Raw genomic sequence first — 24,054 nt, 5'->3', positions numbered from 1 at the left:
TTTTCAAAAAAACTCTATCACTTCCTGTATATTCCCAATATACCCGAGACAGAGACCATGCCTTGCTTTGTGGCACGCAGCCCGCTCTGCATAAGTCGCGATAGGGCATCCACATGGAGCATGTCTATTCCGGCGTTCTTCATGTCATGCGCGAAGTGCCTCCAGTGCATGGCGGCCCATTTCGTGATTAGAAGAGAGCAAGCCGCCTTGCTTCCGGCCGGGATGGGAGCACGGTTTATGGAACTCGCGTATTCTGCCAGGAGCCTCCATTGCGTGAAGTTTACTTTTCCGGCCAGGGAAGGATCGAACCATTCGTAGCGCCGGTTTGCGTCAGGGAAAAGGCGGACCGATTCATGCGGGTGGCTCCTCCTCAAAAAGAGCGGCTTTGGCGCCTCCCTGAACTTCCCGTAAAGCGAAAGCTCGGCAAGGAGCACCCTGTCGGAGCCCGAGTAATTGTGTATTAGCTTCGTCTTTTTGAGGACCTCGCTCCTTATGATGCCGAAGACCTGGAAGCAGGCGTGCTTCTTAAGCAGGAGGTCCCGGAAGCGCTCGACCGGGTCCTCCGAGGAGGTGCTTAGCTCAAGGTCGTAGACCCCAAGCTCCCGCCCGTCTGCGTCTATGCGCATGGTCCGGGGGTGGCTCAACACGTCCGACGGGTCGCTTTCAAGGAGCTCCATGCATTCGGAGAAAAAGCCCGGGGCGCATATGTCGTCGTAGGAGGCCCACTTGAAGAATTCACCCTCGGACTTGTGGAAGGCGGCGTTGAAGTTTGCCGAGGCCCCGAGGTTTTTGGGGTTGCGGAAGTATTTGATACGCTTGTCCCCTGAGGCGTATTTCAGGCAGATGTCTTGCGTCGAGTCGGTTGAGGCGTTGTCTGATATGATGAGCTCGAAATCCTCGTAGCTCTGCGAGAGTATCGAATCGAGACAGCAGAAAAGGTATCTTGCCCCGTTATAGACCGGCAGCCCGATGCTCAATCTCGGTTTTCTCATATGCCACCCCCCAAGGTTGTTACTTTTTCCGGACGCAATTACCATACCATTATGAAAAGCCGCGTTTTACATTAGCAAGGCAGGGGGCCAGGGAAGGCCGGATGTAAATATTTTTTACGGAAAACCGGTGCGGTCTTGAGGAAAAACCCTTAAGAGTGTCGAGAATACAGGGAAAACCCGGTTTGAAAAGAGTTTTCAATTCTGGGAAAAGGATTTTACAACTGTTGGCAGAGGCTGGCCTCTAAAGACAATGAGAGTTCTTGATGTTTCGCTGGATAGTGAGAAGCTTCACGTCTAATCTCAATTGGGCGACCTGCCGCGGTTGGTTCCGTCAAAACCCGTTTATGTAGCTTTTGATACATATTTGTGGTATCCGTGCTGGTATATTCCCCGAAAACCACTGAGAGGCTTGGATGAAAAGACTATCGCTTGCGCTCGCAACCGCCGGAATGGCGCTCTTCTCCGCCCCTTCTTTAGCCCTGTCTGAAATAAATATAAACATAGGCATAAACGCGCCGCCGCCGGCGATCGTGGTGAAAGCCCCTCCGGCCGTAGTAGTGATACCCGGCACCTACATATACTTCGCCCCGGATATAAACGACGAGGTCTTCTTCTACGGCGGCTACTGGTGGAGGCCGCACAGGGGCGGGTGGTACAGGGCCGTGGAGTTCGGAGACCCCTGGGTCGTCATCGAGATAGGACGCGTCCCCAGGGTGCTACTTAAGCTTCCTCCGGATTACAGGCGCGTCCCGCCCGGACATGAAAGAATTCCCTACGGCCACATGAAGAAGCACTGGCGGCAGTGGGAAAAAGAGAAGAGATGGGAGCGCGCGAGCAATGGGCGCGAACGGAAAAAGGAAATAAAGGAAGAGCGGAGGGAAAGGGAAAAGGACAGAAGGGAACACCACCGGGAGCGGGAAAAGGAGAGGCGGGAGCACCGGGGGAATTAAGGCACGCTGAAATTTTAAGGGGGTTGCGGCTTTGCCGTAACCCCCTTTTTAATAGAGTGCCTGGAAGCTGGGAGACTCTCCGTTCCTTGTTATGCAAGTCATTGCAGGTTCGATTATATCTTTAGTCCTCTTCGGCGCATCCCGCTTACGATATGGTTGATTAAGGCCTTGCCGCAGTGGTATTCTCTTTGCCAGAATGGCCCGGTCTTTTGGGCAGGTTGCCGAGTTATTTCAGCCTGTCATTCCGGGGAAAACGAAGAACCCAGGCTCTAAAACCGCAAAGGAGCATTTCTAATGACTTACGGCGATATTTTTCTTAAGGTCCTACTGGAGGCCGTGCCCGAGAGGAAAGATGAATTCCTGAAGAGGTTCGAGATAGTGAAAAACCTGCCCGATGCCGCTCAATTCAATGAAGAAGTGCCGGAGCAGGAAGCCGAAGAGCTGTTAAACGCGCTTCGCCAGAATAAGGATGGCCTGCTCGCCTGGATCATGCGCGGCGATACGGGTAAATCCTCGCTCGATTCGTAAGTGAGGCCGCCGGCAGGGGGTGGGCACAGCCCACCGAAATAAAAGGGTTACGGCTTTGCCGTAACCCTTTGCAATTTGTTGGCTGGGAGTGTCGAAAAACTTATTCTTCTCGGGTCTTGCGAGGATTCGATCGAGTGAAAATAATTGATTATTGGTGGGCTCCGCCCACCAAATCAGGTCAACCTGAGTACCGTTTCAAACAATATACGAAATCCACTCCCGAAATGCAACAAGGGGTTACGGCTTTGCCGTAACCCCTTGTAAATTTGGTAGCGGGGACAGGATTTGAACCTGCGACCTTCGGGTTATGAGCCCGACGAGCTACCGGACTGCTCCACCCCGCAGTAGAAGCAATACATCGAACAGATATATTAACAACTGCCGTCCTGTTTGTCAACCCTTAGGGCCGTAAAAAACCGGAAAATCATCGTTTTTCCAAGATGGTCGGTCTGTCAGCCAGTCTTAGTCCGAAAAACAGGGCTCCGGGGCATTGTTTTTAGCCCAGGGAAGGTCTGATTAATTCGACAAAATAATACTCATTTCTGAGCGGGTGGGGCAAAGCCCTGAGTGGAAAAGGGAAAGAATGTCGTATTTTGGAAATCAGATTCTTCTGTCGCGGAGTTTACCCTGATCGGAGCGAAGGGCCTCGTTCTTCAGAATGACAGAAAGACGGAATTAATAAGACTTCCATTAGAGTATTCGGAATCAAAGAGAGCCGTTTGAAAAGCAGCCCAGCCTACATCTTATCCGGCGCGGAAACTCCAAGCAGAGCAAGCCCGTTCGCCACAACCGTCGCGACCGCCCTGCAGAGAAGAAGCCTTGCCACCGTAAGCTCCGGATCGTCGGTCACTACCCTCGTCTTGTTGTAATAGGGATGGAAGAGCCCGGCAAGCTCCATGAGATAAAAGGTAATCCTGTGCGGCTCCATTGCGAGGGCGCTTCTCTCGACAAGTTCCTCGAACGCGCCCAGGTGCTTTATTATCTCCGACTCTTCCTTCTCCTCAAGCCTCGAAAGCAGCTTCTCGTCGAACCTCTCGGGCACGTTTATGCCCTTTTCAGCCGCGAACCCGATGATGCTCTTTATCCTCGCGTGGCAGTATTGAACGTAATAGACCGGGTTTTCCGGGGCCTGGCTCTTGGCAAGCTCAAGGTCGAAGTCGAGCTGGGCGTCCGGCCTCCTCATGAGGAAGAAAAACCTGCAGGCGTCCGTGCCTACCTCGTCCATCACCTGCCGCAGCGTGACGAACTCGCCCTCGCGCTTGCCCATCGGCACCGGCACGCCTTTTCTCAAGAGGGCCACGAGCTGGATGAAGATTATCCTGAGCGCAGAATCGTCGTGGCCGAGGGCGCGTAGCAGCGCCCGTATCCTTCCCTCGTAGCCGTGGTGGTCGGCCCCCCAGATGTTCACGAGCGCGTCAAAGCCCCGCTCTATCTTGTCCCTGTGATATGCGATGTCGGACGCGAAATAGGTCCTCTCGCCGTCGGCCTTTATCAGCACCCGGTCCTTGTCGTCGCCGAATGAGGTAGTCCTGAACCAGAGCGCGCCTTCGGCCTCGTAGATGTGGCCTTTATCTTTCAGGTCTTTTATGGTCTCGGCAACCTTGCCCGAATCGTCGAGGCTTTTTTCGCTGAACCAGGCGTCGAAGCCGACCCGGAAGTCCTCAAGGTCCTTTTTAATCCTTTCGAGCATGGCCGAGGTGCCGAACTCCTGATAGCCCGGCGCGCCTTCGCCGCCCTCGCCGTATTTTTCGATATATTCCCTCGCGATGTCCCTTACATACTCGCCCTTGTAGTGGTCGGGCGGGAACTCGATAGTCTTGCCCTTAAGCTCCTCCAACCGGATGCGCACCGATTCGCCGAGCGTAAAGACCTGCCTCCCGGCGTCGTTAATGTAATATTCCCTCGTAACGTCAAACCCGGCTGCGCGGAGTATCCTCGAGAGGGCGTCGCCGACCGCCGCGCCCCTGCCGTGGCCGATATGAAGGGGGCCCGTGGGGTTGGCGCTGACGAACTCGACCTGCACTTTTTTACCCGCCCCTATTTCGCTCTGCCCGAACCGCTCGCCCTTTCCGGCGATGTCGAGGAGGGCCCTGAGCCAGAAGGTCCTTTTAAGGAATATATTGATGAAGCCGGGGCCCGCGACCTCGCATTTTTCGACCTCCGGATATGCGGCGACCTTCTCCGCGACGGCATTGGCGATGTCCCTGGGCTTTTTCTTCTCAAGGGGCGCAAGGAGCATGGCTATATTTGTCGAGAAGTCGCCGAACTCCTCTTTTTTGGGCTTATCAAGGACGATGGCCGGGACTTCCTCAATCGAAATGAGCCCTGCTTTTTTCGCCTCTGAAAGAGCCCCTTCGAGTATGCCGATTACCCCGGCTTTCATTTTGGTCCCCTTGTGATGTCCATATACTCGCCGGGCCTCCTGTCCCTCAGGAAGACCCATTCGTTACGTACGTCCGATACCTCTCCGAGGTCGACCTCGGAGACGACGATGCCTTCGGACGAGCCGCTCGGCTTCTCGACGAACTCGCCGTCAGGCCCCGCGGAAAAGCTCCTCCCATAGAACTCCTGCTTCTCCTCCTTGCCGACCCTGTTAACGCGGAGGACGAAAAACCCGTTCGCGTGCGCCGCGGCGGAGATGGCCCGCTCCCATTTCCTGTGCGAGTGCTCGAACGCCGAGGCGGTAAGCGCGACGACGAGCTCGGCCCCGTTAAGGGCAAGCACGCGCCAGCCCTCTGGGAAGAATACGTCCCAGCAGATGAGTACGCCTATTTTGCCAAAGGGGGTCTCGAACACGGGGAAGCCCAGGTCGCCGGGGCTGAAATAGGCACGCTCCTCCCAGAGCGGAATCTGAGGGACGTGGACCTTCCGGTACTTGCCGATAAGCCCGTCAGGGCCGGCGACGACGGCGGTATTGTAGTATTTATCCCCGTCCTCCTCGAAGAAGCCGCCGATTACGACCACCTTGTTCCTTATCGCAGCTTCCCTGAGGAATGCAACCGTCGGCCCGTCCTCTTTCTCGGCAAGGGCGAAGTTCCGGTTGTCGATGGCCGCCGGGAACCAGTGCGAGCTGAATAGCGGCGGCAGCGCTATTACCCTCGCGCCCTCGCTCGCGGCAAGCTCGACGAGCATGTCGGCCTTCGAGATGTTCCTCTCCCTTTCGGGCACGGAGGCAAGCTGAATGCCCGCTATCTTTATCTTTCTTTCCATATGCGATTTTTTCGGAAGTATGCGCGGATATGCCCGGCGTGTCGCCAAGGGAGAAGTGGCTTTAGACGGCGTTCAGCGCCTTCAGGGCCGGGTTCCTCCGGCAGCGGGCTCCTCGATCCTGTATATGACCTCGTTACGGCCGAGCTTGCCCAGCTCCTCCCTGGCTATCTGGCCTATGTAGCGCCTGTCGCCCTCGAGGAGGCGTATCTTCTCTTGAAGCTCCCTGTTCTCCTTCTCAAGGGACTTGTTGTACGCCAGTATCCCGGAGAGCTCCTTATTGACCCTGTAGAGCTCAAGGAGGCCCTTTTCTCCAAAGACGGCGGCCGCGCCGAAAAAAAGGACGGCCGCAAGCAGGATAAGGCGCTTCTTTTTCAAGCCTTCCGGGTTTTTTTTCATGGGAGCTTTCCGAATGATTAGAAGTAACAGAGAGGACCCTAAAAGTCAAGGGGTCTTCCGGCCTGCCGGCGCTCTTCCGTTATGAAGGAAAGGGCTGCCTGCGAGCGAAACCAGTTGACATGTCTTCCCCCGCTTAATATGATATAGGCGCGCGTTTTCTCATGAGTGCGGGCGCCGAATAACGGGAAGGAATGGCCTTGAACAAGCTCAATTGCCCGAAATGCGAGAACTCGTTCTTTACGGCGGTGATGAAGCCGAACCTGCCGTGCCCGCACTGCGGCTTCATGTTCAAGGCGGGCGAGAGCGAAAGAAGAGGCGGGACCAGGAGCCCGAGCCTCAGGCTATGCGACATAATGAAGGGCGAGGTCCGGATACCGGCAAAGGCCGTGGACGTCTCGGATACCGGTATCGGCATAAAGATGATGGGCTACCTGCCCTTTGACCCTGACGACATCGTGAACATCTTCGTAAGGGAGCTGGGCGAGGAAAGGCCGGCGCAGGTCGTCTGGACCAGGAAGTTCTACGGCATTTCAAGGGCGGGCCTGAGGTTCCTCGACGAGCTGCCGGCCATAGCCTGAGCTTTAGCCAAAAACGAGAATAGAAAGGCCCGGCCCCCGGGCCTTTTTTTCGCCGTTTGAACCGGCAGCCCGTAGGGGAAGTCGACCCTTCGGGCTCTAATAAAAATCTTTCAAGTACGGGGCTTTTTCTGTATCATGTCCCGGCGTCTCCTTAAAAACCATGTCTGATAAAAACCACGGCGTTTTAAGCTGCCAGTCCATAGCCAGGGCCGTCGCCAAAAGGCACGTATTCTCGAAGGGGCTGCCCATAGGCGAGTCCCAGATACAGCCCGCGAGCATGGACCTCCGGCTCGGGCCCAAGGCCTACAGGCTCATATCGAGCTTCCTGCCGGAGAACGCGGGCGTGCTCGACCGTCTCCACACCCCGGACCTCTACGGCTCTGACCTCGTCATGTACGAGTCCGACATCTCGAACGGCGGCATTCTCGAAAAGGGGCACGTCTATCTCATACCCCTTATTGAGGAGCTTAACCTCCCGCCCGACGTGAGGGGCCGCGCAAACCCCAAGTCCACGACGGGCCGCCTCGACATATTCGCCAGGGTGCTTACCGACAGGAACCCGAGGTTCGACGACATCGCCTGCGGCTACAAGGGAGGGCTCTACCTCGAGGTGATGCCGAGGTCTTTCACGATCAAGGTCAAGGAAGGGCTCTCGCTCGTGCAGTTACGGCTTCTCCGGGGTGAATGCGCCCTCACGGACTCCAAGCTCAGGGCCCTGCACAAGGACTCGCGCCTCCTCTTTAACGGGGACGAGCACCTTGCGCCCGGCGAGGTCAAGGTATCGAAAGGAATCTTCATGTCGGTCGACCTGAGCGGCGAGAACTCCGCGGGCATAATCGGCTACAAATCGAAAAAGAACAGCCACGTGGTCGACCTCACCATGAAGAACCACTACGGCATCTCCGATTTCTGGGAGCCCATATACAGGAACAGCAAGGGCACTCTCATACTCGAGCCCGAGGACTTTTACATACTCTCGTCCAAGGAGCGGATAAGGATACCCACGAGGTACGCGGCCGAGATGGTCGCGTACGAGGCCGGCTCGGGAGAGCTCAGGACCCATTACGCGGGCTTCTTCGACCCCGGCTTCGGCTTCGGCACAAAGGGCGAGGTCAAGGGCACCAAGGCGGTCCTTGAGGTCAGGGCGCACGACGTGCCTTTCATGATCTCCGACGGGCAGACCTTCTGCAAGCTCTTTTTCGAGCGCATGGCCGAGGTGCCGGACAAGGTCTACGGCCCGAGGATAGGCTCGTCTTACCAGTACCAGGGAATAACCCTCAGCAAGCAGTTCAAGAGCATCTGACGCTCTTTTGCCCGCCCCGCAAAAGGGGCCGCCCGGCATCTCGGAGCAAATGGCCAGACCGACCTCGAAAAAAGAGAATAACCGCGCGGGCTTGAAGCAGGAGATACTCGGCATCCTCCTCTTTGCCGTGGCGCTCTACTCCGCCGTAAGCCTCTTCTCCTTTGCAAGGGGCGCGCTCTGGGGCGGGGTCATAGGGGACTACCTGGCCTGGGCGTTCCTCGCGTCCATCGGATACACCTCTTACGTATTCCCGTTCATACTATTTCTCCTCTCAGCCGGGCTGATCCTCCGGAGGTTTTTCCGCTTCAGGGTGGTCGTGCCCGTAAGCTTCCTCTTTTTCGTCCTGTCGTCCTCGGCCCTTCTCCATCTGATCGACTCGAACGGGGGCGCGTCCGGCGCGCTCCTTGGCGATTTCCTTATGGGCCTTGTCGGGACGACCGGCTCGTTCATCTTCCTTTCGGCGGTCCTCTTGATAGCGTTCCTCGTGGCAACGGGCCTCTCCGCCATACAGATAGCCCTCAAGGCCCTTCCGCCGACGGTATCCGTATTCAGGGCTGCCTACGACAGGATGCGGGCCGCGAAAGCCGGGGAGCCTGAAGAGGAACTCGAGACGGAAGAGGAGCCTGAGCCCAGGCCAAGGAAAAAGAGCGCGGAGCAGCCCAGGGAACCGGAAAGGCAGGCAGTGGCCCCTGCCATAATAACACCGAGGATACACAGCAAGAGGCAGGCTGAGGAGCCGGAGGAAGCACTCGAGTTCGCAAGCCCAAAGGGCTCTTTCAAGCTCCCGCCCCTTACCCTCCTCGACCCGGTGCCCAAGAAAAACAGCTCTGTCGACGACAAAGCCCTCCTTGCCAATTCGCAGGTCCTTGAAAGGAAGCTCCTCGACTTCGGCATAGACGGCAGGGTGCTCGAAGTGAGGCCCGGCCCGGTCGTCACCATGTACGAGTTCGAGCCCGCTCCCGGGGTGAAGGTCGGAAGGATAATGAACCTCTCCGACGACCTCGCCCTTGCGATGAAGGCCATGTCCATAAGGATAATCGCGCCCATACCCGGGAAGGCCGTGGTCGGCATAGAGGTGCCGAACCAGGCGCGGGACACGATACTGCTGCGCGAGATGCTCGAATGCCCGGCCTTCGCAAAGAGCCGCTCGCGCCTTACGCTCGCGCTCGGAAAGGACATCTCCGGGACGCCCTATGTGGCGGACCTCGCCAGGATGCCGCACCTTCTCGTCGCAGGAGCTACCGGCGCCGGAAAGAGCGTTTCCGTGAACGCGATGATACTGAGCGTCCTTTTCAAGGCCACCCCCGATGAGGTCCGCTTCCTCATGGTGGACCCCAAGATGCTCGAGCTATCGGCCTACGAGGGCATTCCGCACCTCATAACGCCGGTCATAACCGACCCGAAGAAGGCGGCGGGCGCGCTTAAGAGCATCGTCACCGAGATGGGCCGCCGCTACAAGCTCATGGCCGAGAAGGGCTCAAAGAATATAGATAAATACAACCAGATGGTCGAGGAGGGCGGGAACCCGGAGGAGAAGAAGCTTCCGCTCATCGTCGTCATAATAGACGAGCTCGCCGACCTCATGATGACCTCCGGCAAGGACGTGGAGGAATGCCTCGTGAGGCTGTCGCAGATGGCGAGGGCCTCGGGGATTCACCTGATGATAGCCACCCAGAGGCCTTCTGTGGACGTTGTCACCGGCCTCATAAAGACCAACTTCCCTTCGAGGATAGCCTTCCAGCTCCCTTCGAGGACCGACTCAAGGACGATCATCGACTCCGGCGGCGCCGAGACGCTCCTCGGGCAGGGAGACATGCTCTTCATGCCGCCCGGAACATCGAAGCTGCAGAGGATACACGGCGCCTACGTCTCCGAGACCGAGATAAAGCGCGTGACGGATTTCTGGAAGAAGCAGGGCGGCCCGGCCTACGAGGACTTGAAGATAGAGGAAGAGGAGAGCGCGCTCGTTGACGAGGACGCTGACCTGGGCGAAGAGTTCCTCCGTAGATATGACGAGGCAGTGGCCCTCGCGGCGCAGCTTGAGATGATATCGACCTCCTACATCCAGAGGAGGTTCAGGATAGGCTACAACACGGCAGCGCGCATTATCGAGAAGATGGAGAAGGAGGGCGTTGTCGGCCCCGCACAGGGGAGCCGCCCCAGGGAGGTGCTCCTCAGGAAATCGCCTTAGGCTGCTCAATAAAGTCCATCTGCGTCGAAGTCTACGTCGCTCGTAATTGCGGCGTACACGAAACGTACGCCTCATTCCTCGCTCCCATTTACAATGGGGCCTGGCAGATGGAGCTTTTTGAACAGCCTGAGTGTGCTTTGATTTAGAAATATACCAAGCCTTGCCGATTCGTAAAATGTCGGAGATTTCTGTTATATTGAAGGTTATCCGTGGAAAATTTGCCTCTCATGCCGCGGAAATCCATTTAAGAGGGGTTTGGAAATGATGACCATCCTAAAGTTAGCGTTATCGGCGCTTTTATTTGTCCTTATTCCCGCAGTTGCATCTGCAGAGGAGCTTAAGGAGGTCATCTCGAAGCTCCAGGAGAGGTACGAGTCCGTCACGACCCTTCAATCTGAATTCAGCCAGGAGGTCTCATCAAGGGGCATGGGCAGGCCTGAGACCGCAAACGGAAAGGTCTGGTTCAAGAAGCCGGGCAAGATGCGCTGGGAGTACAGCAAGCCCGCTGGCGACCTCATTGTGGGAGACGGCAGGACCGTCTGGATTTACCAGCCCGACCTTAACCAGGCCATCGAGAAAGAGATCGACGCCGCGGCCTCCCGTATGGCCACGGACTTCCTCTCCGGGGTCGGGGACCTCGAAAAGGAGTTCGAGGCAAGGCTCGTGGACTCGAAAGGAGATGCATGGCGCATCGTGCTTACGCCCCGGGAGGAGAGCCCGAACGTCAAAAGCCTCTCGCTTGAAGTCGATAAAAAGAGCTTCCTCATAAAACGGACCGCGGTGACCGACCATTTCGGAACCGAAACGAGGGTGGAGTTCAGGGAGACTTCGGTCAATTCTCCCGCGCCCGACTCGCTATTCAGTTTTACTCCGCCTCAAGGCGCCCAGGTAGTAAGGCCCTGAGGCTGACCGACGGACTTAGAGATTGCCTTGAAAAAATGATATGGAGGTAGGAGATGCCGTCATTCGATATAGTCTCGAAGACAGACGTGCAGGAGGTCGACAACGCCGTAAACCAGGCCGTCAAGGAGATGGAGCAGCGCTACGACTTCAAGGGCTCCAAGAGCGAGATAAAATGGGAGAAGAAGGAGGACATAACCGTCATTGCCGACGACGACGGGAAGCTTAGGAGCGTCCTCGACATACTCCAGACAAAGCTCGTCAAGCGCGGGGTGTCGCTTAAGTCACTCGAATACGGCAAGGTCGAGGACGCCTCGGGGAGCATGAAAAAGCAGGTCCTCAAGATACGCCAGGGCATACCCTCGGAAAAGGCCAAGGAGATAACGAAGCTCGTAAAGGAGCTTAAGCTCAAGGTGCAGACGCAGATAATGGACGACCAGATAAGGGTCACCGGGAAGAAGATAGACGACCTGCAGGAGGCCATACAGGCTATTAAAGGCAAGGACATGGACATAAGCCTCCAGTTCGTGAACATGAGGTCATAGCTGCTCGAATGGCCGGATGGATAGAGATACGGGCAAAAGGCCCGGCCCGATCAAGGGACGCGGTCTCGGCGGTCCTCATAGAGGCAGGGAGCCCCGGAGTCCTCGAAGAGGCAGGCGAGGGGGCAGCCGGTAAGCTCGTTTCTTACAGCAGATGGGAGGACGAGACACGCGAGGAGCCGCCTTCGAATTCTTCCGAGGCGGCGCTCAGGGCCTATCTGGGCGAGGGTGAAAAAGCCAAGCTCGATGGCATACGCCGTAAGCTCGGGAGCGTTGGCTGGAAGCTGACAACTTCCGCCCTCAAGGAGACCGACTGGTCCGAGAAGTGGAAAAAGGGCCTCAGGCCCGTGCGGGTAAGCTATAAAGGAAGTTCCGTCCTCGTAAGGCCCACCTGGAAGAGGACACCCAAAAGACCCGGGGAAAAGGTAATCGAGATAGACCCGGGCATGGCCTTCGGCACTGGAGGCCACGCTACGACAAAGATGTGCCTCCGGGCCATCTTGAGGCTCGTAATGGACAGGAAGCTCCCTCCAAACCCGGACTTCCTCGACGTGGGCACAGGCACGGGAGTCCTTGCCATAGCAGCCAAAAAACTGGGGTTCAGGAAGGCCGTGGGCCTTGAGATAGACGAGGTGGCCGTCAGGGTCGCCCGCAAGAACGCCGCCCACAACAGGGTAAAGGTAACCTTGAGCTCCCGCCCGGTCGAAAGGACAAGGGGAAGGTTCCGCCTCGTAGCCGCGAACATCCTCGCAGGAGAGCTTAAAAGGCTGTCGCCTGTGTTATACGACAGGGTAAGCCCCGGCGGCCTTCTGATACTCTCCGGCATCCTCCTCCATGAGAAGGACGAGGTAATAAGGGCATACCCCGGGTTTGCCCTTGAAAAGATATATTCCTCGAAGGAATGGGTCGCCCTCGTCTTCCATAAGCCGCTGAAAGGCAATCGGTGAGAAGGTTCTATAAAGAAGACCTGAGCGAGCACTCCACCCGAGTGGATATCGCCGGAGAGGAATTTTACCATCTCAAGAAGGTCCTGAGGCTCGCCCCGGGCGCTTCGGTTTTCCTGTTTAACGGCAAGGGGCTTGAGCTTTCAGGGAAAATAGACGAGGTCGGCAAGACCTCCGCTTCCGTGATAGTCGAGGGGAGTTCAAGAGGCGAAAGGGAAAGCCCGCTCAATTTCGTCCTCCTCCAGGCGCTCCTCAAGGGAGACAGGCCCGAGTTCATCATCCAGAAGGCGACCGAGCTCGGGATAAAGGAGGTCTGCTTCTACAGCACCTCAAGGACCATACCCCGCGTAAGCTCGGATAAAGAGGCCTCCAGGCAGGCGAGGTGGAAAAAGGCAGCAATCGAGGCGGCCAAGCAGTGCGGGAGGACGGTACTCCCTGAGATAAACTTTGCGCCGGACCTGAAGGGCGCGTTAAAAGGGCACGACGATAACCTCAAGCTCCTCCTATGGGAAAAGGACGGGGCGGTTGGGCTTAAAGAGGCCCTTAAGGGCGCGCGGGGCAAGTCCGGCGTTTCGGTGCTTGTCGGCCCCGAAGGCGGGCTATCGCCGGGCGAGGCGGCAGAGGCCATTGGAGCAGGGTTCGTGAAAGCGGGTCTCGGCCCGAGGATACTACGCGCCGAGACCGCTGCCCTGGCCATAATGTCCATAGTGCAGCACGCGCAGGGAGACCTGGGCTGAGGATATCCGATAATGAATAAAAAAGGCGGGCTGGAATCCAGCCCGCCTTTTTCCCTTTCAGGCTGCGCCCTAATCGAAGGTTATCTCTTTTATGTTCTTCGCGAGCACCCTGTATGTGCCGTAGTTCGTGGTGCCGAAGAAGCGCTGGTCGTTATCCAGGCTTATGGCTACGACATCGCCGTTCTTCATGGTGACCTGGAAGTCGCTCTTGTTGTCGGCCCCGGTGCCGGTGGCCGTTATTTTCCTTGTCTTCTCGAAGAAGACCGTAACGGTGCCCTTGCCCCGGGTGCCTATGAAGAATATCTCCCCCTCCCACGAGGCGTTCTGCACCTTTGTCGTTATGTCCTGGTCGTCCCTTACGGTCGCCTTGAAGTTGATCTCAGGCAGCGGGACCTCGGTGCCGGGCCCCTTGCCCATTCCCGAGAGAGTGACCCAGATAAAGAGGGCGGCAAAGACCGCCAAAGACCTTTTTATGAGCACTGTGCTGTTCCTCCGTAAGCCGATGTAATTTAGGCTACCTCTAAAAATGATTATTTTTCCTGATCTCTGTGTCAGGGCGGAAATAAAAATGCTCACATATTCCCATATATGCAGCGCTTTTTATTTCCGCCCTTCCTTGACCTCAGAAAAAATTCTTAATTTTTAGAGGCACCCTTTAGAGCTTGCCTTATAATTGAACGTTCGCTTGAGCGCGCCTTGGCGGAATTTACCGATTATCTCAGGCCCACGCCATAAAAGTCAAGCGGACCCGCCGCATTACGCGAAGGAATGCGGCCCCACATAAGGAGCAAGGGGGCCTGTAAACGAAGCAAAGTTTGACAAAAACAGCGGTTTTCAGTATACTTTTTTCGGCTTATGGCAACCAGGATCAAGTTCATAGACCTTTATTCCTTCTATAACGACCTTGACGCAAGCGTAGTGGAGACCCTCATGGAGGGCCGGAATATCACATGCTCATTCAGGTCGCTCGGCAAGCTGCGCTTTGCTACCGACATAGGCGCCTACATCGAAAAGAGGATCGCGGTCGAGGAAGAGCAGATCGAGAGCGCAAGAAGGATTATCAAGGAAGCGATAAGGAACGGAGTAATCTCCAAAGAGGGCAAGTTCAGGACCTGAGGCCCCGCCCCGCGCCGTCTCTCCGAAAACCGGCTGACCCGCGCCCCGGACCCTTAGGCCGGTCCTCAGCCGTCCAGCCGACCAGCATACCCGATGGAATTTGAAGCGATAAAGGAAAGGCTCATGTCGGCCCGCTCGCCGGTTGCGCTTACAGGCGCGGGCATATCCGCCGAGAGCGGCGTGCCGACCTTCAGGGGGCCGGACGGCCTGTGGAGGAATTTCAGGCCCGAGGACCTCGCGACCCCGGAGGCGTTCGAGCGCGACCCGGCCCTTGTCTGGGAGTGGTATGACTGGAGGCGCTCCCTGATTGCCGGGATAAACCCCAACCCTGCTCACTATGCCCTTGCGGAACTCGAGAGCCGGAATCCTGCCTTCACTCTAATTACCCAGAACGTGGACGGCCTGCACAGGATCGCCGGGAGCGGGAACGCAATCGAGATACACGGCTCCATATGGACGGTCCGGTGCGTTGAATGCGGAAATTCAAGCGAAAACAGGGATGTGCCGATAAAAATACTGCCGAGGTGCGGCTGCGGCGGGCTTTTGAGGCCGGGAGTCGTCTGGTTTGGCGAAGCGCTCCCGGAGGACCTCCTGTACAGGTCGTTCGAGGCCGCCTCAAGCGCTGATATCATGCTGGTCGTCGGCACTTCCGGCATAGTCCAGCCTGCCGCCTCTTTCGCGGCCAGGGCAAAGGACGCGGGCGCTTTCGTCATCGAGATAAACCCGGAGACAACGCCCCTTTCGGGGCGCGTGGACGCGGTCCTTCAGGGAAGGGCAGGCGAGTTGCTGCCCCGGCTCATAGGCTGATTGTTCCAGTGGAATTTCGCCCGGCACATAAAGTATAATACTGGCCCGCGGGGAGATGAGGGCGGCCAGATTTCCGATTCCAAGGAGGGCAGATGAAGGTCTTTGCCAGCGCTATCAGGGTCAAGACGGGTGCCAAGACCGAGGAGGTCAACATTACGAACCAGGTGGAGGCCGTGATATCGGAGAGCGGCATCCATGAAGGCATGGCGCTGGTATTCACGGGCCATACGACAGCGAGCATACACCTGAATAACGCCGACCGCGACCTCGAGGAGGACTTCCATAACTTCCTTAAGGAGATGGTCCCTAACAAGCCCGAATACAAGCACAACAAGGGCGATTACGGCAGGAACGCTGACGCCCACCTGAAATCTCTCCTCGTCGGAAACAGCGTGACCGTGCCGGTCACGAAGGGGAGGCTCGCCTTGGGGCAGTGGCAGGCCGTGTACTTTTCCGAGTTCGACGGCCCCAGGAAAAGGCTCATCTCCATAAAGGTCTTCGGGGTGCCCGCGGGCGGCGGGCAATAGGCTTTGAGGATAATAGGAGGCAGGCTCAAGGGCAGGAGGCTAGCTTCTTTCCGGGGCTTGAACATAAGGCCCACCTCTGACAAGGTGAGGGAGGCTGTCTTCAACATCCTCCCCAGGGAGTTCCCGTTCAGGACGGTCCTCGACATCTACGCCGGGACGGGCGCAATGGGCATCGAGGCCATCTCAAGGGGGGCTTCCGAGGCCACCTTCGTCGAGAGCGACAAGGGCGCTGCCCAGGTCATACGGAAGAACTTGGACATCTGCGGCCAGGAGGCCCGCATAATCCGGAAGGACGCGGTAAAGGCCGTTGAGGAGCTTTCGAGGAAGGGCGACCGCTTCGACCTTATAATAATAGACCCCCCCTACAGCTCAGAGCTGTTTGTCAGTACACTTAAGGCCATAGGACGCGGAGGCCTCGTCTCCCCGGAAGGGGTGATAATCGCGGAGTCGGCTAAAAGGGCGCCGCTCGTAGAAACTGAAATAGAGGGTCTTACGGTCTTCGACCAGAGGAAATACGGAGATACGCTCGTATACTTCCTCAAGCGGAGCTAAAATGGCGGCTTCCAGGCGCATATGCGTATACCCCGGGACCTTCGACCCGATTACGAGGGGCCACCTCGACATAATAGAGCGCGGTGTAAAGCTCTTTGACGTCCTTGTCGTCGCCGTTGCCGAGAGCCCGGGGAAGGCCCCGCTCTTCACGGCAGATGAGCGGCTCGCCATGATACGGGAAGAGGTGGGGAGGCACAGGAGCGTTAAGGTAGAGAGCTTCGACTCGCTCCTAATGGACTATGTGAAAATGAAGGGGGCGAATATAGTCCTCCGGGGCCTCCGGGTCATGTCGGATTTCGAGTACGAGTTCCAGATGGCGCTCATAAACAGGAAGCTCGACCCCTCGATAGAGACGGTCTTCATGATGACCTCTGATAACTACGCGCCCGTCAGCTCGCGGTTCATAAAGGAGATAGCCCGCTACGGCGGCGATGTGAACGCGTTTGTGACACCCAGGGTGGCGAAAAGGCTTAAGGAAAAGTTTAAGTCGGCCCTCAAAGTCAAAGGTGGCCGCAGGAAATAGCAGGTTGCTGAAAAATTCTTGAGAGAACCTTTTTGTAAAAAGTTTCTTTCAAACTCTCTCCAAAAACTTTAAGTTCTTCCTGAGGGGAACCACCTGAATTGGGGGTTCCCCTCAGGAACTAAAAGTCTTTGAAGGGGGTCTGGGGGGAACCTTTCTACAGAAAGTTTCCCCCAAAAAGATTTTCAATAACGAACCACGGCACGAAGGAGCATCGGGATGTTCAAGCTTGCAGGAAGGCTTTCAGGATTAGAGGAATCGGTAACTCTCGCCATAACCGCCAAGGCGCGCGCGCTTAAGGCGGAGGGCAGGGACGTAATAGGCTTCGGCGCTGGCGAGCCCGACTTCGACACGCCCGAGAACATAAAAGAGGCCGCAATAAGGGCCATACGCGACGGGCACACCAAGTATACGGCGGTCGGCGGCATAAATGAATTGAAGGACGCCATCATCGGGAAGTTCAGCCGCGATAACTCCCTCGACTATTCGCGCGACGAGATAATAGTATCCTGCGGCGGCAAGCACTCCATCTTCAACCTTTTTCAGGCCGTACTCGACCCCGGCGACGAGGTCATAATACCCGCGCCGTACTGGGTCTCTTACCCTGTCATGGCCGCGCTCGGCGGCGGCATACCAAGGGTCGTGCACACGGACGAGGCCGCTGGTTTCAGGATGACCCCGGAGGCCTTCAGGGCGGCCATAGGCCCCAATACCAAGGCAATCGTCATAAACAGCCCCTCCAACCCCACTGGCGCGGCCTACACGGAAAAGGAGCTTGAAAGGCTCGCTGAGATAGCGCTTGAGAACGGCCTCCTCATCATCTCGGATGAGATTTACGAGAAGCTCACTTACGGCGGCTTCCGGGCGACTTCTATCGCCTCCGTCTCCGACGAGGTCAGGAAGAGGACCATAGTCCTTAACGGAGTCTCCAAGACCTATTCCATGACAGGCTGGAGGATAGGCTACGCCGCCGGGCCGAAGGAGATAATAAAGGCCATGACCAACATCCAGAGCCAGTCCACCTCGAACCCGGCGTCAATCAGCCAGTGGGCGGCGGTCGAGGCCATAAGCGGCCCGCAGGACGTCATAACCCGCATGCTTACTGAGTTCGGCAAGAGGCGGGACGTTATGGTGGACGGCTTGAACGCCATAGACGGCATAAGCGCCATAAGGCCGCAGGGCGCGTTCTATGTCTTCGCGAACATCTCCGGCCTCTTCGGAAGGTCGTATAAGGGGAAGAAGATAGACGGCTCGGTTGCGCTAGCGACTTACCTCATTGACGAGGCCGGGATCGCCGTCGTGCCCGGCGAGCCCTTCGGCGACGACCGCTTCATGAGGCTATCCTACGCGACCTCGATGGACAACATAGTAAAGGGAATAAAGAAGATAGGGGAGGCGGTAGGGGAGCTTAGGTAGAGATTCCTGTTTGATAAAAAAAAGGGCCAGCCAAAAAGGCTGGCCCTTTTTTTTCCCGAGGCGCATCATCAGCACATGTTTATAAATGGAACAAAGCTAAATCCATTTGAGCAGGGACTTGACAAGTATTTAATTTATTGCTATACTGAAAAGTATGAAAATACTTAAAGGATAAAAATATGAAAAATATTAGAATTTCAGATGATGTTTGGAATGAAATCGCAAAAAGAGGTTATTTTGGAGAAACAGAAGACGATGTCCTTCGACGCGTTTTTGGATTGAATAAAAAAAAGACAACATCCGATTCTCTTGAAAAAAACGGAGTGTTTCGTAGTAGAAATAAAACTAAAAATCGATTATCAACTCGCGTGAATGATGCCGGAAAACTCGTTGTGGATTTTCAAAATGGATCTCGAAGGGAATGGGTTCTACCTTCTCGCAATGAAAAAAAAGAAATCCGTAAAGTAATTGAAGAAGCATCGGTATTCGCGCACGAGAATGACGCTACTATCGGCCAAATAAATGCAATCAGAAAAGCGCTTACTGATTCTGGGTACCACTTAACAAAATAAAGGAGAAGAGCGATGTCACACAGAACAGATTCTGGGAAACGGTTAAATGTAGCTTGGGGTATAGGTGCTAAACAAGCTCTATTCCACAAAGATGGAAAATTTTATGAGAGATTAACGCAGTTCCCTGGAGCATTATGCGACCCAAGCGGTTATCTGTTTTTCAGAACTGAGAAGGAATTTTTGGAATGTCCTTACCTGAATATAAACGTAAAGGTAAATACAAGAATAACAATATCAGAACTGCCGGGATATATCAGTGTAACCTGATTAAGAGAAACGGTCAGAACCCCCCGGCCTTTTAAGGCCGGGGAGAGGTTCATTGGTGCGAAGTATTTGTACCTAATTTGGGAGAAGGCACCTCCCCGAACACCTCCGCCTCGAATACGTATATCGACGCGCCGTCTTTCCACGCGTCCGGCTTGAGGCCCGCCTTTACGCAGGTTTCGGAAAGGAATGTCTCCCTGTCAAAGCCGTGCTCGGTCGCCACCTGCGGAAGGAGCGCGCCGCGCTTCATCCCGAGCGCGATGACGAGTCCGTGGCGGCCCACCTCAACCTCTTCCGGGTCGTCTATCTTCCTCAAAGGCGTAAGGACGGAAATCTCGATTTCGATATCCGGAAGCTCGTCCTCTCCGATAGGCACGAACCTCGGGTCCTCGGCTGCCGCAGCCCCGGCCATCCGCTCAACCGTCTTCCAGAGCGGGTCTTTTGAGGCGAAAACGCCTATGCACCCCCGGAGCCGTCCTTTCCTGTTTATCGTTACGAACGCGCCTGCATCCTCGTTCAAGGCGCCTGAGGCGTTATCAATCTTAAAGTTCGTAGCGGTCCTTCGGGCCCTGCTTTCTATGGCCTCGCGCGCTATCAGGAGGAGCTCCCTTTTTTCCGATTCATTAAGCGGCATCTCATTAAATCCTTTACCGGCCTGTTTTTTTGGAATAATATCATAAGTTGACGCGCGGGATAAAGGGTGTTGGTCCGCGGGAATACATGACGCATGGGGAAGAGATGGACGGCAGGGAAGAACTTAAAAAAGAGGTAAGGGCGCTCCTTAAGGAACGGAACGCCATAATGCTCGCCCACAACTACCAGAGGGACGAGGTGCAGGAGATAGCCGACATAACGGGCGACTCGCTTGCATTGAGCCAGGCCGCCGCCGAAAGCGAGGCCGGGGTGATAGTCTTCTGCGGTGTGCACTTCATGGCAGAGAGCGCGGCCATACTATCCCCGCAAAAGACGGTCATACTCCCGAGGATGGACGCAGGCTGCCCGATGGCTGACATGATAACTCCCGAAGACCTGGCCAAAGAGAAGGAAAAGAGGCCCGGCGTGCCGGTGGTCGCGTATGTCAATACCAGCGCGGCGGTCAAGGCCTTGAGCGACATCTGCTGCACCTCGGCTAACGCAGTCAAGGTGGTCGATTCCCTCGCCGAGGACCGGGCCTACATGATACCCGACAGGAACCTATCGCATTACGTGTCGCTGAGGGCGAAGAAGCGGATGGAGTGGTGGGACGGCTACTGCCCGACCCACGAGAGGCTCACGGTCGAGGACGTTTTGAAGGCGAAGGAGGAGAACCCGGGCGCCCTCTTCGTCTGCCACCCTGAGTGCAGGCCCGAGGTCGTGAAACTTGCCGACCACGTCTGCTCTACCTCCGGCATGTACAAGTTCGCGGCCTCTACCGGCGCAAAGACCCTCATAATCGGGACGGAGATGGGCATCCTCTACAGGCTCAGGAAGGAGAACCCGGAGAAGAACTTCGTGCTGCCCTCGAAGTCCCTTATCTGTCCGAATATGAAGCTCATAACCCTTGAGGACGTAAGGACGAGCCTCCGGGAGATGAAGAACGTGGTAACGGTCCCCGGGGACATCAGGGCCAGGGCAAAGGCCGCGCTCGACAGGATGTTGGCGGTGCCGAGGGATTTCTGAGCAGGCAACCTCTAAAAATTGATCTTTTCCCCGGACTCTTTGTCAGGCCGGGAATCAAAAATGCTCACATATTGTCATATATGCTCCGCTTTTTATTCCCGGTCTTCCGGGAAAAGCGGGAAAAATCTCTGATTTTTAGAGGTTGCCTTTACAGAAACAACAGTTTTTCTGTTTCTAAAAAAACCGTGAGGGTAAGGCGAGCAAGCACATTTCGGGAATCTTCGTTATCTGTTTCGTCATTCTGAGGGAGCGTAAGCGCGACAAATTTTGCAGACAGCAAAAATTGAATGCCGAGCCTCTTGAGGCAGCCCGAAAGGTCGAGCCCCAGGACGGGGTGAGATAAGAATTTCGTAAATTGCAGCTTTCCCCTAAGTCAAGATTCTTCGCTACGCTCAGAATGACACAATGCTTGTGATGAAAGGCCCCTGTTACCCCGCCGCATTCGGTGGGGCTTTTATTTTTCATTCACCCCCGCCTCATACGCCTCTTGAAGAGCTTCTCGAACTCTACCGCTATGAATACCACCGACGAAAGCGCGAGCGTTGCCGCAAGCTCGAGAACCGTAAGCGGCTCTGTCTTGAATATCGGGTTGAGGAACGGCACATAGATGACGGCCATCTGCAGCCCGAACGTAAGAAGGGCGGCCCCGAGAAGGGGCTTGTTCGAGAAAAGCCCCATAGTGAAGAGCGACTCGGTATCAGACCTGATCGCAAGGACGTGCCCTATCTGGCTGAGGCACAGCACCGTAAATACCATGGTCTGCCAGGGGGCAGCGCCCGTATTTATGCTCAGGGCCTGGGTAAGTATAGATATGCCGCCCATCAAGAGCCCGACCCAGATGATGTGCGCCCCGAGCCCGTGCGCGAAGATGCTCTCCTTCGGGTGCCTGGGCGGCCTTTTCATCACGTCCTTCTCCGAGCGCTCGGCAGCAAGCGCGAGCCCCGGGAGGCCGTCCGTAACGAGGTTTATCCAGAGTATGTGTATGGGAAGGAGCGGTATGGGCAGGCCGAAGAAGGGCGCGAGGGATATGGTCCATATCTCGCCCGAGTTGCTGGTCATGGTGTACTTTATGAACTTCCTTATGTTGTCGAATATCCTCCTGCCGTCCCTCACCGATTTCACGATGGTCGCGAAGTTGTCGTCGGTCAATACCATGTCCGCGGATTCCTTTGCCACGTCGGTGCCGGTTATGCCCATTGCGACGCCTATGTCGGCCCTCTTGAGGGCAGGCGCGTCGTTGACGCCGTCTCCGGTCATGGCCACGAACTCGCCCTTGTCCTGGAGCGCCCGCACTATTTTCAATTTCTGTTCTGGAGCCACGCGCGCGTAGACCCTTATATCCTCCACCCGGTTCTCGAACTCGTCCATGGGGAGTTTTTCAAGCTCCCTGCCGGTCATTATGGATTTGGCGTCGTCGCCTTCCATGAGGCCCAGCCTTTTCGCTATCACACGCGCGGTTATCGGGTGGTCGCCCGTTATCATCACGGGCTTTATCCCGGCGCTCTTGCAGTCGGCGATGGCCTCCCTGGCCTCGTCCCTCGGAGGGTCCATTATCCCGGCAAGCCCCAATATGGTCAGCCCTGTTTCCACCTCTCCGGCCTTAAGCTCCTCGGGGACGCTCGCCCAGTCCCTTTTCGCCACGCAAAGCACGCGGAGGCCGTCTGCCGCCATCCTCTCTCCGCCCGCGGCTAATCGGGCGCTGTCGAGGGGCTTCCTGCCATCGTCCGTGAGCATGTCCACCGACCTTTCGAGGAGCACCTCGAGCGCGCCCTTTGTGATGCTCATGAAGCGGCCGTCCGGAAGGAGATGCACGGTCGTCATGGCCTTTCTTTCAGGGTCAAAGGGTATCTCGTCCTCCCGCGGGTACTCCTCCTCAAGCGCCTTTTTTTCGAAGCCGTGCTCTTTCGCGTAGCTGAAGAGCGCCACTTCCGTGGGGTCGCCGATAATCCCTTCAGCGCCCTCGCGCGCGTCGTTACTGAGTGCGATGGCCCTCATGAATTCGAGAGATGCGCCTCCCGAGGCCTTCTCCCCGGTTTTCCAGAGCCTCTCGCCTATGAAGGCCTCCTCGACAGCCATCCTGTTCATGGTGAGCGTCCCGGTCTTATCCGAGCATATGTAGGTTATGGAGCCGAGCGTTTCCACAGCCGGGAGCTTCCTTACGAGGGCGTGCTGCCTCACGAGCCTCTTGGCCCCCAGCGCCAGAGAGATGGTAACGACAGCGGGAAGGGCCTCTGGTATGGCGGCGACCGCGAGGGAGATGGCCGTAAGTAGCATGAGGAGCGCAGGCTCCCCCCTGAGCATGCCTATTCCGAATACTGCGGCGGAGATGAGGATAACCGCAATGGCGAGCTTCTGCCCGAAGCTCGCCAGCCTTTTCTGAAGGGGGGTCTTTATTTCCGCGTCTTCCTCGAGGAGCGAGGCGATCCGCCCTATCTCGGTCTCAGCGCCTGTCGCGGCCACGACCCCTCTGCCCCTGCCGTGGGTCACGGAGGTACTGCTGAAGGCCATGTTCCTCCTGTCGCCTATGGGGAGGTCTTTTTCGTGGAGTGCGCGGGTGTGCTTTTCGACCGGGGCCGATTCGCCCGTGAGCGCGGCCTCCTCGGAGAGGAGCCGCGCAGCCTCGATTAGCCTCAAGTCAGCCGGAACGATGTTCCCGGCCTCCAAAATGACGATGTCGCCGGGCACGAGCATGGAGGCGGGGACTGCGACAGGCTCGCCGTCCCGGAGGACGAGCGCCGAGGGCGCGGCCATCTTCTTGAGCGCCGCTATCGCCCTTTCGGCCCTGTACTCCTGGACAAAGCCTATGACCGCGTTCAGTACGACTATGACTATTATGGCGATGGTGTCGGCCGCCTCCCCTATGAGCCCCGAAACGACCGCAGCCGCGAGAAGGACTATTATCATGAAGTCCTTGAACTGGTCGAGGAACATGGCGAACACGGACCGCTTCTTTTTTTCTTCCAGGACGTTCGGCCCGTACTCTTCGAGCCTCCTGGCGGCCTCCTCCTGCGTGAGTCCCTGGGGGGCCGAGCGTAGCTCGCCAAGGACTTCCTCGTATTCCTTAAGATGCCAGTTCATCGGTCCTCCGGGGGCGTGAAAGCCTTATTGTCGTATCAGAAGATTTGAACTTCCCTGTTTTCACAGGTAAAAGGAAGGGCATGAACAGGCCTTGCCAGGCATCACTCCGATGGAAAAGGCGCCTGGGGTGATTTCGAGCGGCTTGGGCACGGATGTATTTGAAAAAAATAGCAAAAGCCTGGCGCCAAGTCAAGGCGCCCCGGGTTTTGCAGATTGAAACCCCGCCCTTTTTCGTACTATAATCAATGCAATCCAGGGATGGTCCTTGCACG

At 56.6% G+C, this 24,054-nt stretch carries 25 protein-coding genes and 1 tRNA gene; 18 read left to right on the top strand and 8 right to left on the bottom strand.

Annotation, left to right across the window (positions count from 1 at the left end; all coding sequences use genetic code 11):
• Positions 1–17 precede the first annotated feature (17 nt).
• Positions 18–992, bottom strand: a complete 975-nt coding sequence (locus tag QY316_11770) for a glycosyltransferase family 2 protein (GenBank protein WKZ32575.1) — start codon at positions 990–992, stop codon at positions 18–20.
• Between the two features lie 413 nt (positions 993–1,405).
• On the opposite strand from QY316_11770, the gene QY316_11765 reads away from it, so the two are divergent.
• Positions 1,406–1,942, top strand: coding sequence for a hypothetical protein (locus QY316_11765; GenBank protein ID WKZ32574.1), 537 nt, complete (start codon positions 1,406–1,408; stop codon positions 1,940–1,942).
• A gap of 294 nt (positions 1,943–2,236) precedes the next feature.
• Positions 2,237–2,470: a hypothetical protein gene (locus QY316_11760; GenBank protein WKZ32573.1), complete on the top strand. Its 234-nt coding sequence runs from the start codon at positions 2,237–2,239 to the stop codon at positions 2,468–2,470.
• Positions 2,471–2,737: 267 nt separating this feature from the next.
• Here QY316_11760 and QY316_11755 read toward each other — a convergent pair.
• From QY316_11755 to QY316_11740, 4 genes are all read right to left on the bottom strand, one after another.
• Positions 2,738–2,814 (bottom strand) — tRNA-Met (locus QY316_11755).
• A 392-nt stretch (positions 2,815–3,206) separates the two neighbouring features.
• The gene (gene argS, locus QY316_11750; protein ID WKZ32572.1) at positions 3,207–4,853 is read right to left on the bottom strand and encodes an arginine--tRNA ligase; all 1,647 of its coding nucleotides are present in this window, start codon (positions 4,851–4,853) and stop codon (positions 3,207–3,209) included.
• Positions 4,850–5,680 carry a nitrilase-related carbon-nitrogen hydrolase gene (locus tag QY316_11745; GenBank protein ID WKZ32571.1) on the bottom strand — a complete coding sequence of 277 codons (831 nt, stop codon included), beginning with the start codon at positions 5,678–5,680 and terminating at the stop codon, positions 4,850–4,852. The genes argS and QY316_11745 overlap by 4 nt, the downstream gene beginning before the upstream one ends.
• An 81-nt stretch (positions 5,681–5,761) precedes the next feature.
• Positions 5,762–6,076 (bottom strand): septum formation initiator family protein, encoded by a 315-nt coding sequence (locus QY316_11740; protein ID WKZ32570.1) that lies wholly within the window; start codon positions 6,074–6,076, stop codon positions 5,762–5,764.
• A 197-nt stretch (positions 6,077–6,273) separates the two neighbouring features.
• Between QY316_11740 and QY316_11735 the strand changes: the two genes are divergently transcribed.
• The 7 genes from QY316_11735 to QY316_11705 all read left to right on the top strand — a co-directional run bounded on the left by QY316_11735 (position 6,274) and on the right by QY316_11705 (position 13,271).
• Positions 6,274–6,654 carry a PilZ domain-containing protein gene (locus tag QY316_11735; protein WKZ32569.1) on the top strand — a complete coding sequence of 127 codons (381 nt, stop codon included), beginning with the start codon at positions 6,274–6,276 and terminating at the stop codon, positions 6,652–6,654.
• Between the two features lie 160 nt (positions 6,655–6,814).
• The gene (locus tag QY316_11730) at positions 6,815–7,957 is read left to right on the top strand and encodes a 2'-deoxycytidine 5'-triphosphate deaminase (protein ID WKZ32568.1); all 1,143 of its coding nucleotides are present in this window, start codon (positions 6,815–6,817) and stop codon (positions 7,955–7,957) included.
• Positions 7,958–8,006: 49 nt separating this feature from the next.
• A complete protein-coding gene (locus tag QY316_11725) occupies positions 8,007–10,148 on the top strand; it encodes a DNA translocase FtsK 4TM domain-containing protein (GenBank protein ID WKZ32567.1) in 2,142 nt (713 codons plus the stop codon).
• Positions 10,149–10,409: 261 nt separating this feature from the next.
• Positions 10,410–11,051 carry an outer membrane lipoprotein chaperone LolA gene (gene lolA / locus QY316_11720; protein ID WKZ32566.1) on the top strand — a complete coding sequence of 214 codons (642 nt, stop codon included), beginning with the start codon at positions 10,410–10,412 and terminating at the stop codon, positions 11,049–11,051.
• 53 nt (positions 11,052–11,104) lie between these two features.
• Positions 11,105–11,593 (top strand): YajQ family cyclic di-GMP-binding protein, encoded by a 489-nt coding sequence (locus QY316_11715; GenBank protein ID WKZ32565.1) that lies wholly within the window; start codon positions 11,105–11,107, stop codon positions 11,591–11,593.
• 8 nt (positions 11,594–11,601) lie between these two features.
• On the top strand, positions 11,602–12,537 hold the full coding sequence (locus tag QY316_11710) for a 50S ribosomal protein L11 methyltransferase (protein WKZ32564.1): 936 nt from the start codon (positions 11,602–11,604) through the stop codon (positions 12,535–12,537).
• Positions 12,534–13,271 carry a 16S rRNA (uracil(1498)-N(3))-methyltransferase gene (locus QY316_11705; GenBank protein WKZ32563.1) on the top strand — a complete coding sequence of 246 codons (738 nt, stop codon included), beginning with the start codon at positions 12,534–12,536 and terminating at the stop codon, positions 13,269–13,271. Before QY316_11710 ends, QY316_11705 begins: the two co-directional genes overlap by 4 nt.
• Positions 13,272–13,340: 69 nt before the next feature.
• Here QY316_11705 and QY316_11700 read toward each other — a convergent pair whose 3' ends face one another.
• Entirely contained in the window at positions 13,341–13,751 is a 411-nt protein-coding gene (locus QY316_11700) for a hypothetical protein (GenBank protein WKZ32562.1), read from the bottom strand.
• A 375-nt stretch (positions 13,752–14,126) separates the two neighbouring features.
• On the opposite strand from QY316_11700, the gene QY316_11695 reads away from it, so the two are divergent.
• The 8 genes from QY316_11695 (at position 14,127) to QY316_11660 (ending at position 19,048) form a co-directional block, all read left to right on the top strand.
• Complete coding sequence (locus QY316_11695) at positions 14,127–14,387, top strand: DUF2007 domain-containing protein (GenBank protein WKZ32561.1); 261 nt, start codon at positions 14,127–14,129, stop codon at positions 14,385–14,387.
• A 93-nt stretch (positions 14,388–14,480) separates the two neighbouring features.
• Complete coding sequence (locus QY316_11690) at positions 14,481–15,194, top strand: NAD-dependent deacylase (GenBank protein WKZ32560.1); 714 nt, start codon at positions 14,481–14,483, stop codon at positions 15,192–15,194.
• 92 nt (positions 15,195–15,286) lie between these two features.
• Positions 15,287–15,721 (top strand): secondary thiamine-phosphate synthase enzyme YjbQ, encoded by a 435-nt coding sequence (locus QY316_11685; protein WKZ32559.1) that lies wholly within the window; start codon positions 15,287–15,289, stop codon positions 15,719–15,721.
• A 3-nt stretch (positions 15,722–15,724) separates the two neighbouring features.
• Positions 15,725–16,273: a 16S rRNA (guanine(966)-N(2))-methyltransferase RsmD gene (gene rsmD / locus QY316_11680; GenBank protein WKZ32558.1), complete on the top strand. Its 549-nt coding sequence runs from the start codon at positions 15,725–15,727 to the stop codon at positions 16,271–16,273.
• Position 16,274: 1 nt separating this feature from the next.
• Positions 16,275–16,796, top strand: coding sequence for a pantetheine-phosphate adenylyltransferase (coaD, locus tag QY316_11675; protein WKZ32557.1), 522 nt, complete (start codon positions 16,275–16,277; stop codon positions 16,794–16,796).
• A 216-nt stretch (positions 16,797–17,012) separates the two neighbouring features.
• On the top strand, positions 17,013–18,209 hold the full coding sequence (locus tag QY316_11670) for a pyridoxal phosphate-dependent aminotransferase (protein ID WKZ32556.1): 1,197 nt from the start codon (positions 17,013–17,015) through the stop codon (positions 18,207–18,209).
• A 179-nt stretch (positions 18,210–18,388) separates the two neighbouring features.
• Positions 18,389–18,781, top strand: a complete 393-nt coding sequence (locus tag QY316_11665) for a hypothetical protein (GenBank protein WKZ32555.1) — start codon at positions 18,389–18,391, stop codon at positions 18,779–18,781.
• 12 nt (positions 18,782–18,793) lie between these two features.
• On the top strand, positions 18,794–19,048 hold the full coding sequence (locus tag QY316_11660) for a hypothetical protein (protein WKZ32554.1): 255 nt from the start codon (positions 18,794–18,796) through the stop codon (positions 19,046–19,048).
• A 49-nt stretch (positions 19,049–19,097) separates the two neighbouring features.
• On the opposite strand, the gene amrA is transcribed toward QY316_11660, so the two are convergent.
• Complete coding sequence (amrA, locus tag QY316_11655) at positions 19,098–19,679, bottom strand: AmmeMemoRadiSam system protein A (protein WKZ32553.1); 582 nt, start codon at positions 19,677–19,679, stop codon at positions 19,098–19,100.
• Positions 19,680–19,783: 104 nt separating this feature from the next.
• Between amrA and nadA the strand changes: the two genes are divergently transcribed.
• A complete protein-coding gene (gene nadA, locus QY316_11650) occupies positions 19,784–20,704 on the top strand; it encodes a quinolinate synthase NadA (protein ID WKZ34121.1) in 921 nt (306 codons plus the stop codon).
• A 465-nt stretch (positions 20,705–21,169) separates the two neighbouring features.
• Here the strand turns inward: nadA and QY316_11645 are convergent, their stop codons facing one another.
• A complete protein-coding gene (locus QY316_11645; GenBank protein ID WKZ32552.1) occupies positions 21,170–23,782 on the bottom strand; it encodes a cation-translocating P-type ATPase in 2,613 nt (870 codons plus the stop codon).
• Positions 23,783–24,054: the final 272 nt, after the last annotated feature.

It is taken from the genome of Thermodesulfobacteriota bacterium, from assembly GCA_030583865.1.
Taxonomy (GTDB): domain Bacteria; phylum Desulfobacterota; class GWC2-55-46; order GWC2-55-46; family GWC2-55-46; genus UBA5799.
Note: the sequence above shows the minus strand (reverse complement) of the source record. Positions and strands in the feature narration are given on the sequence as shown.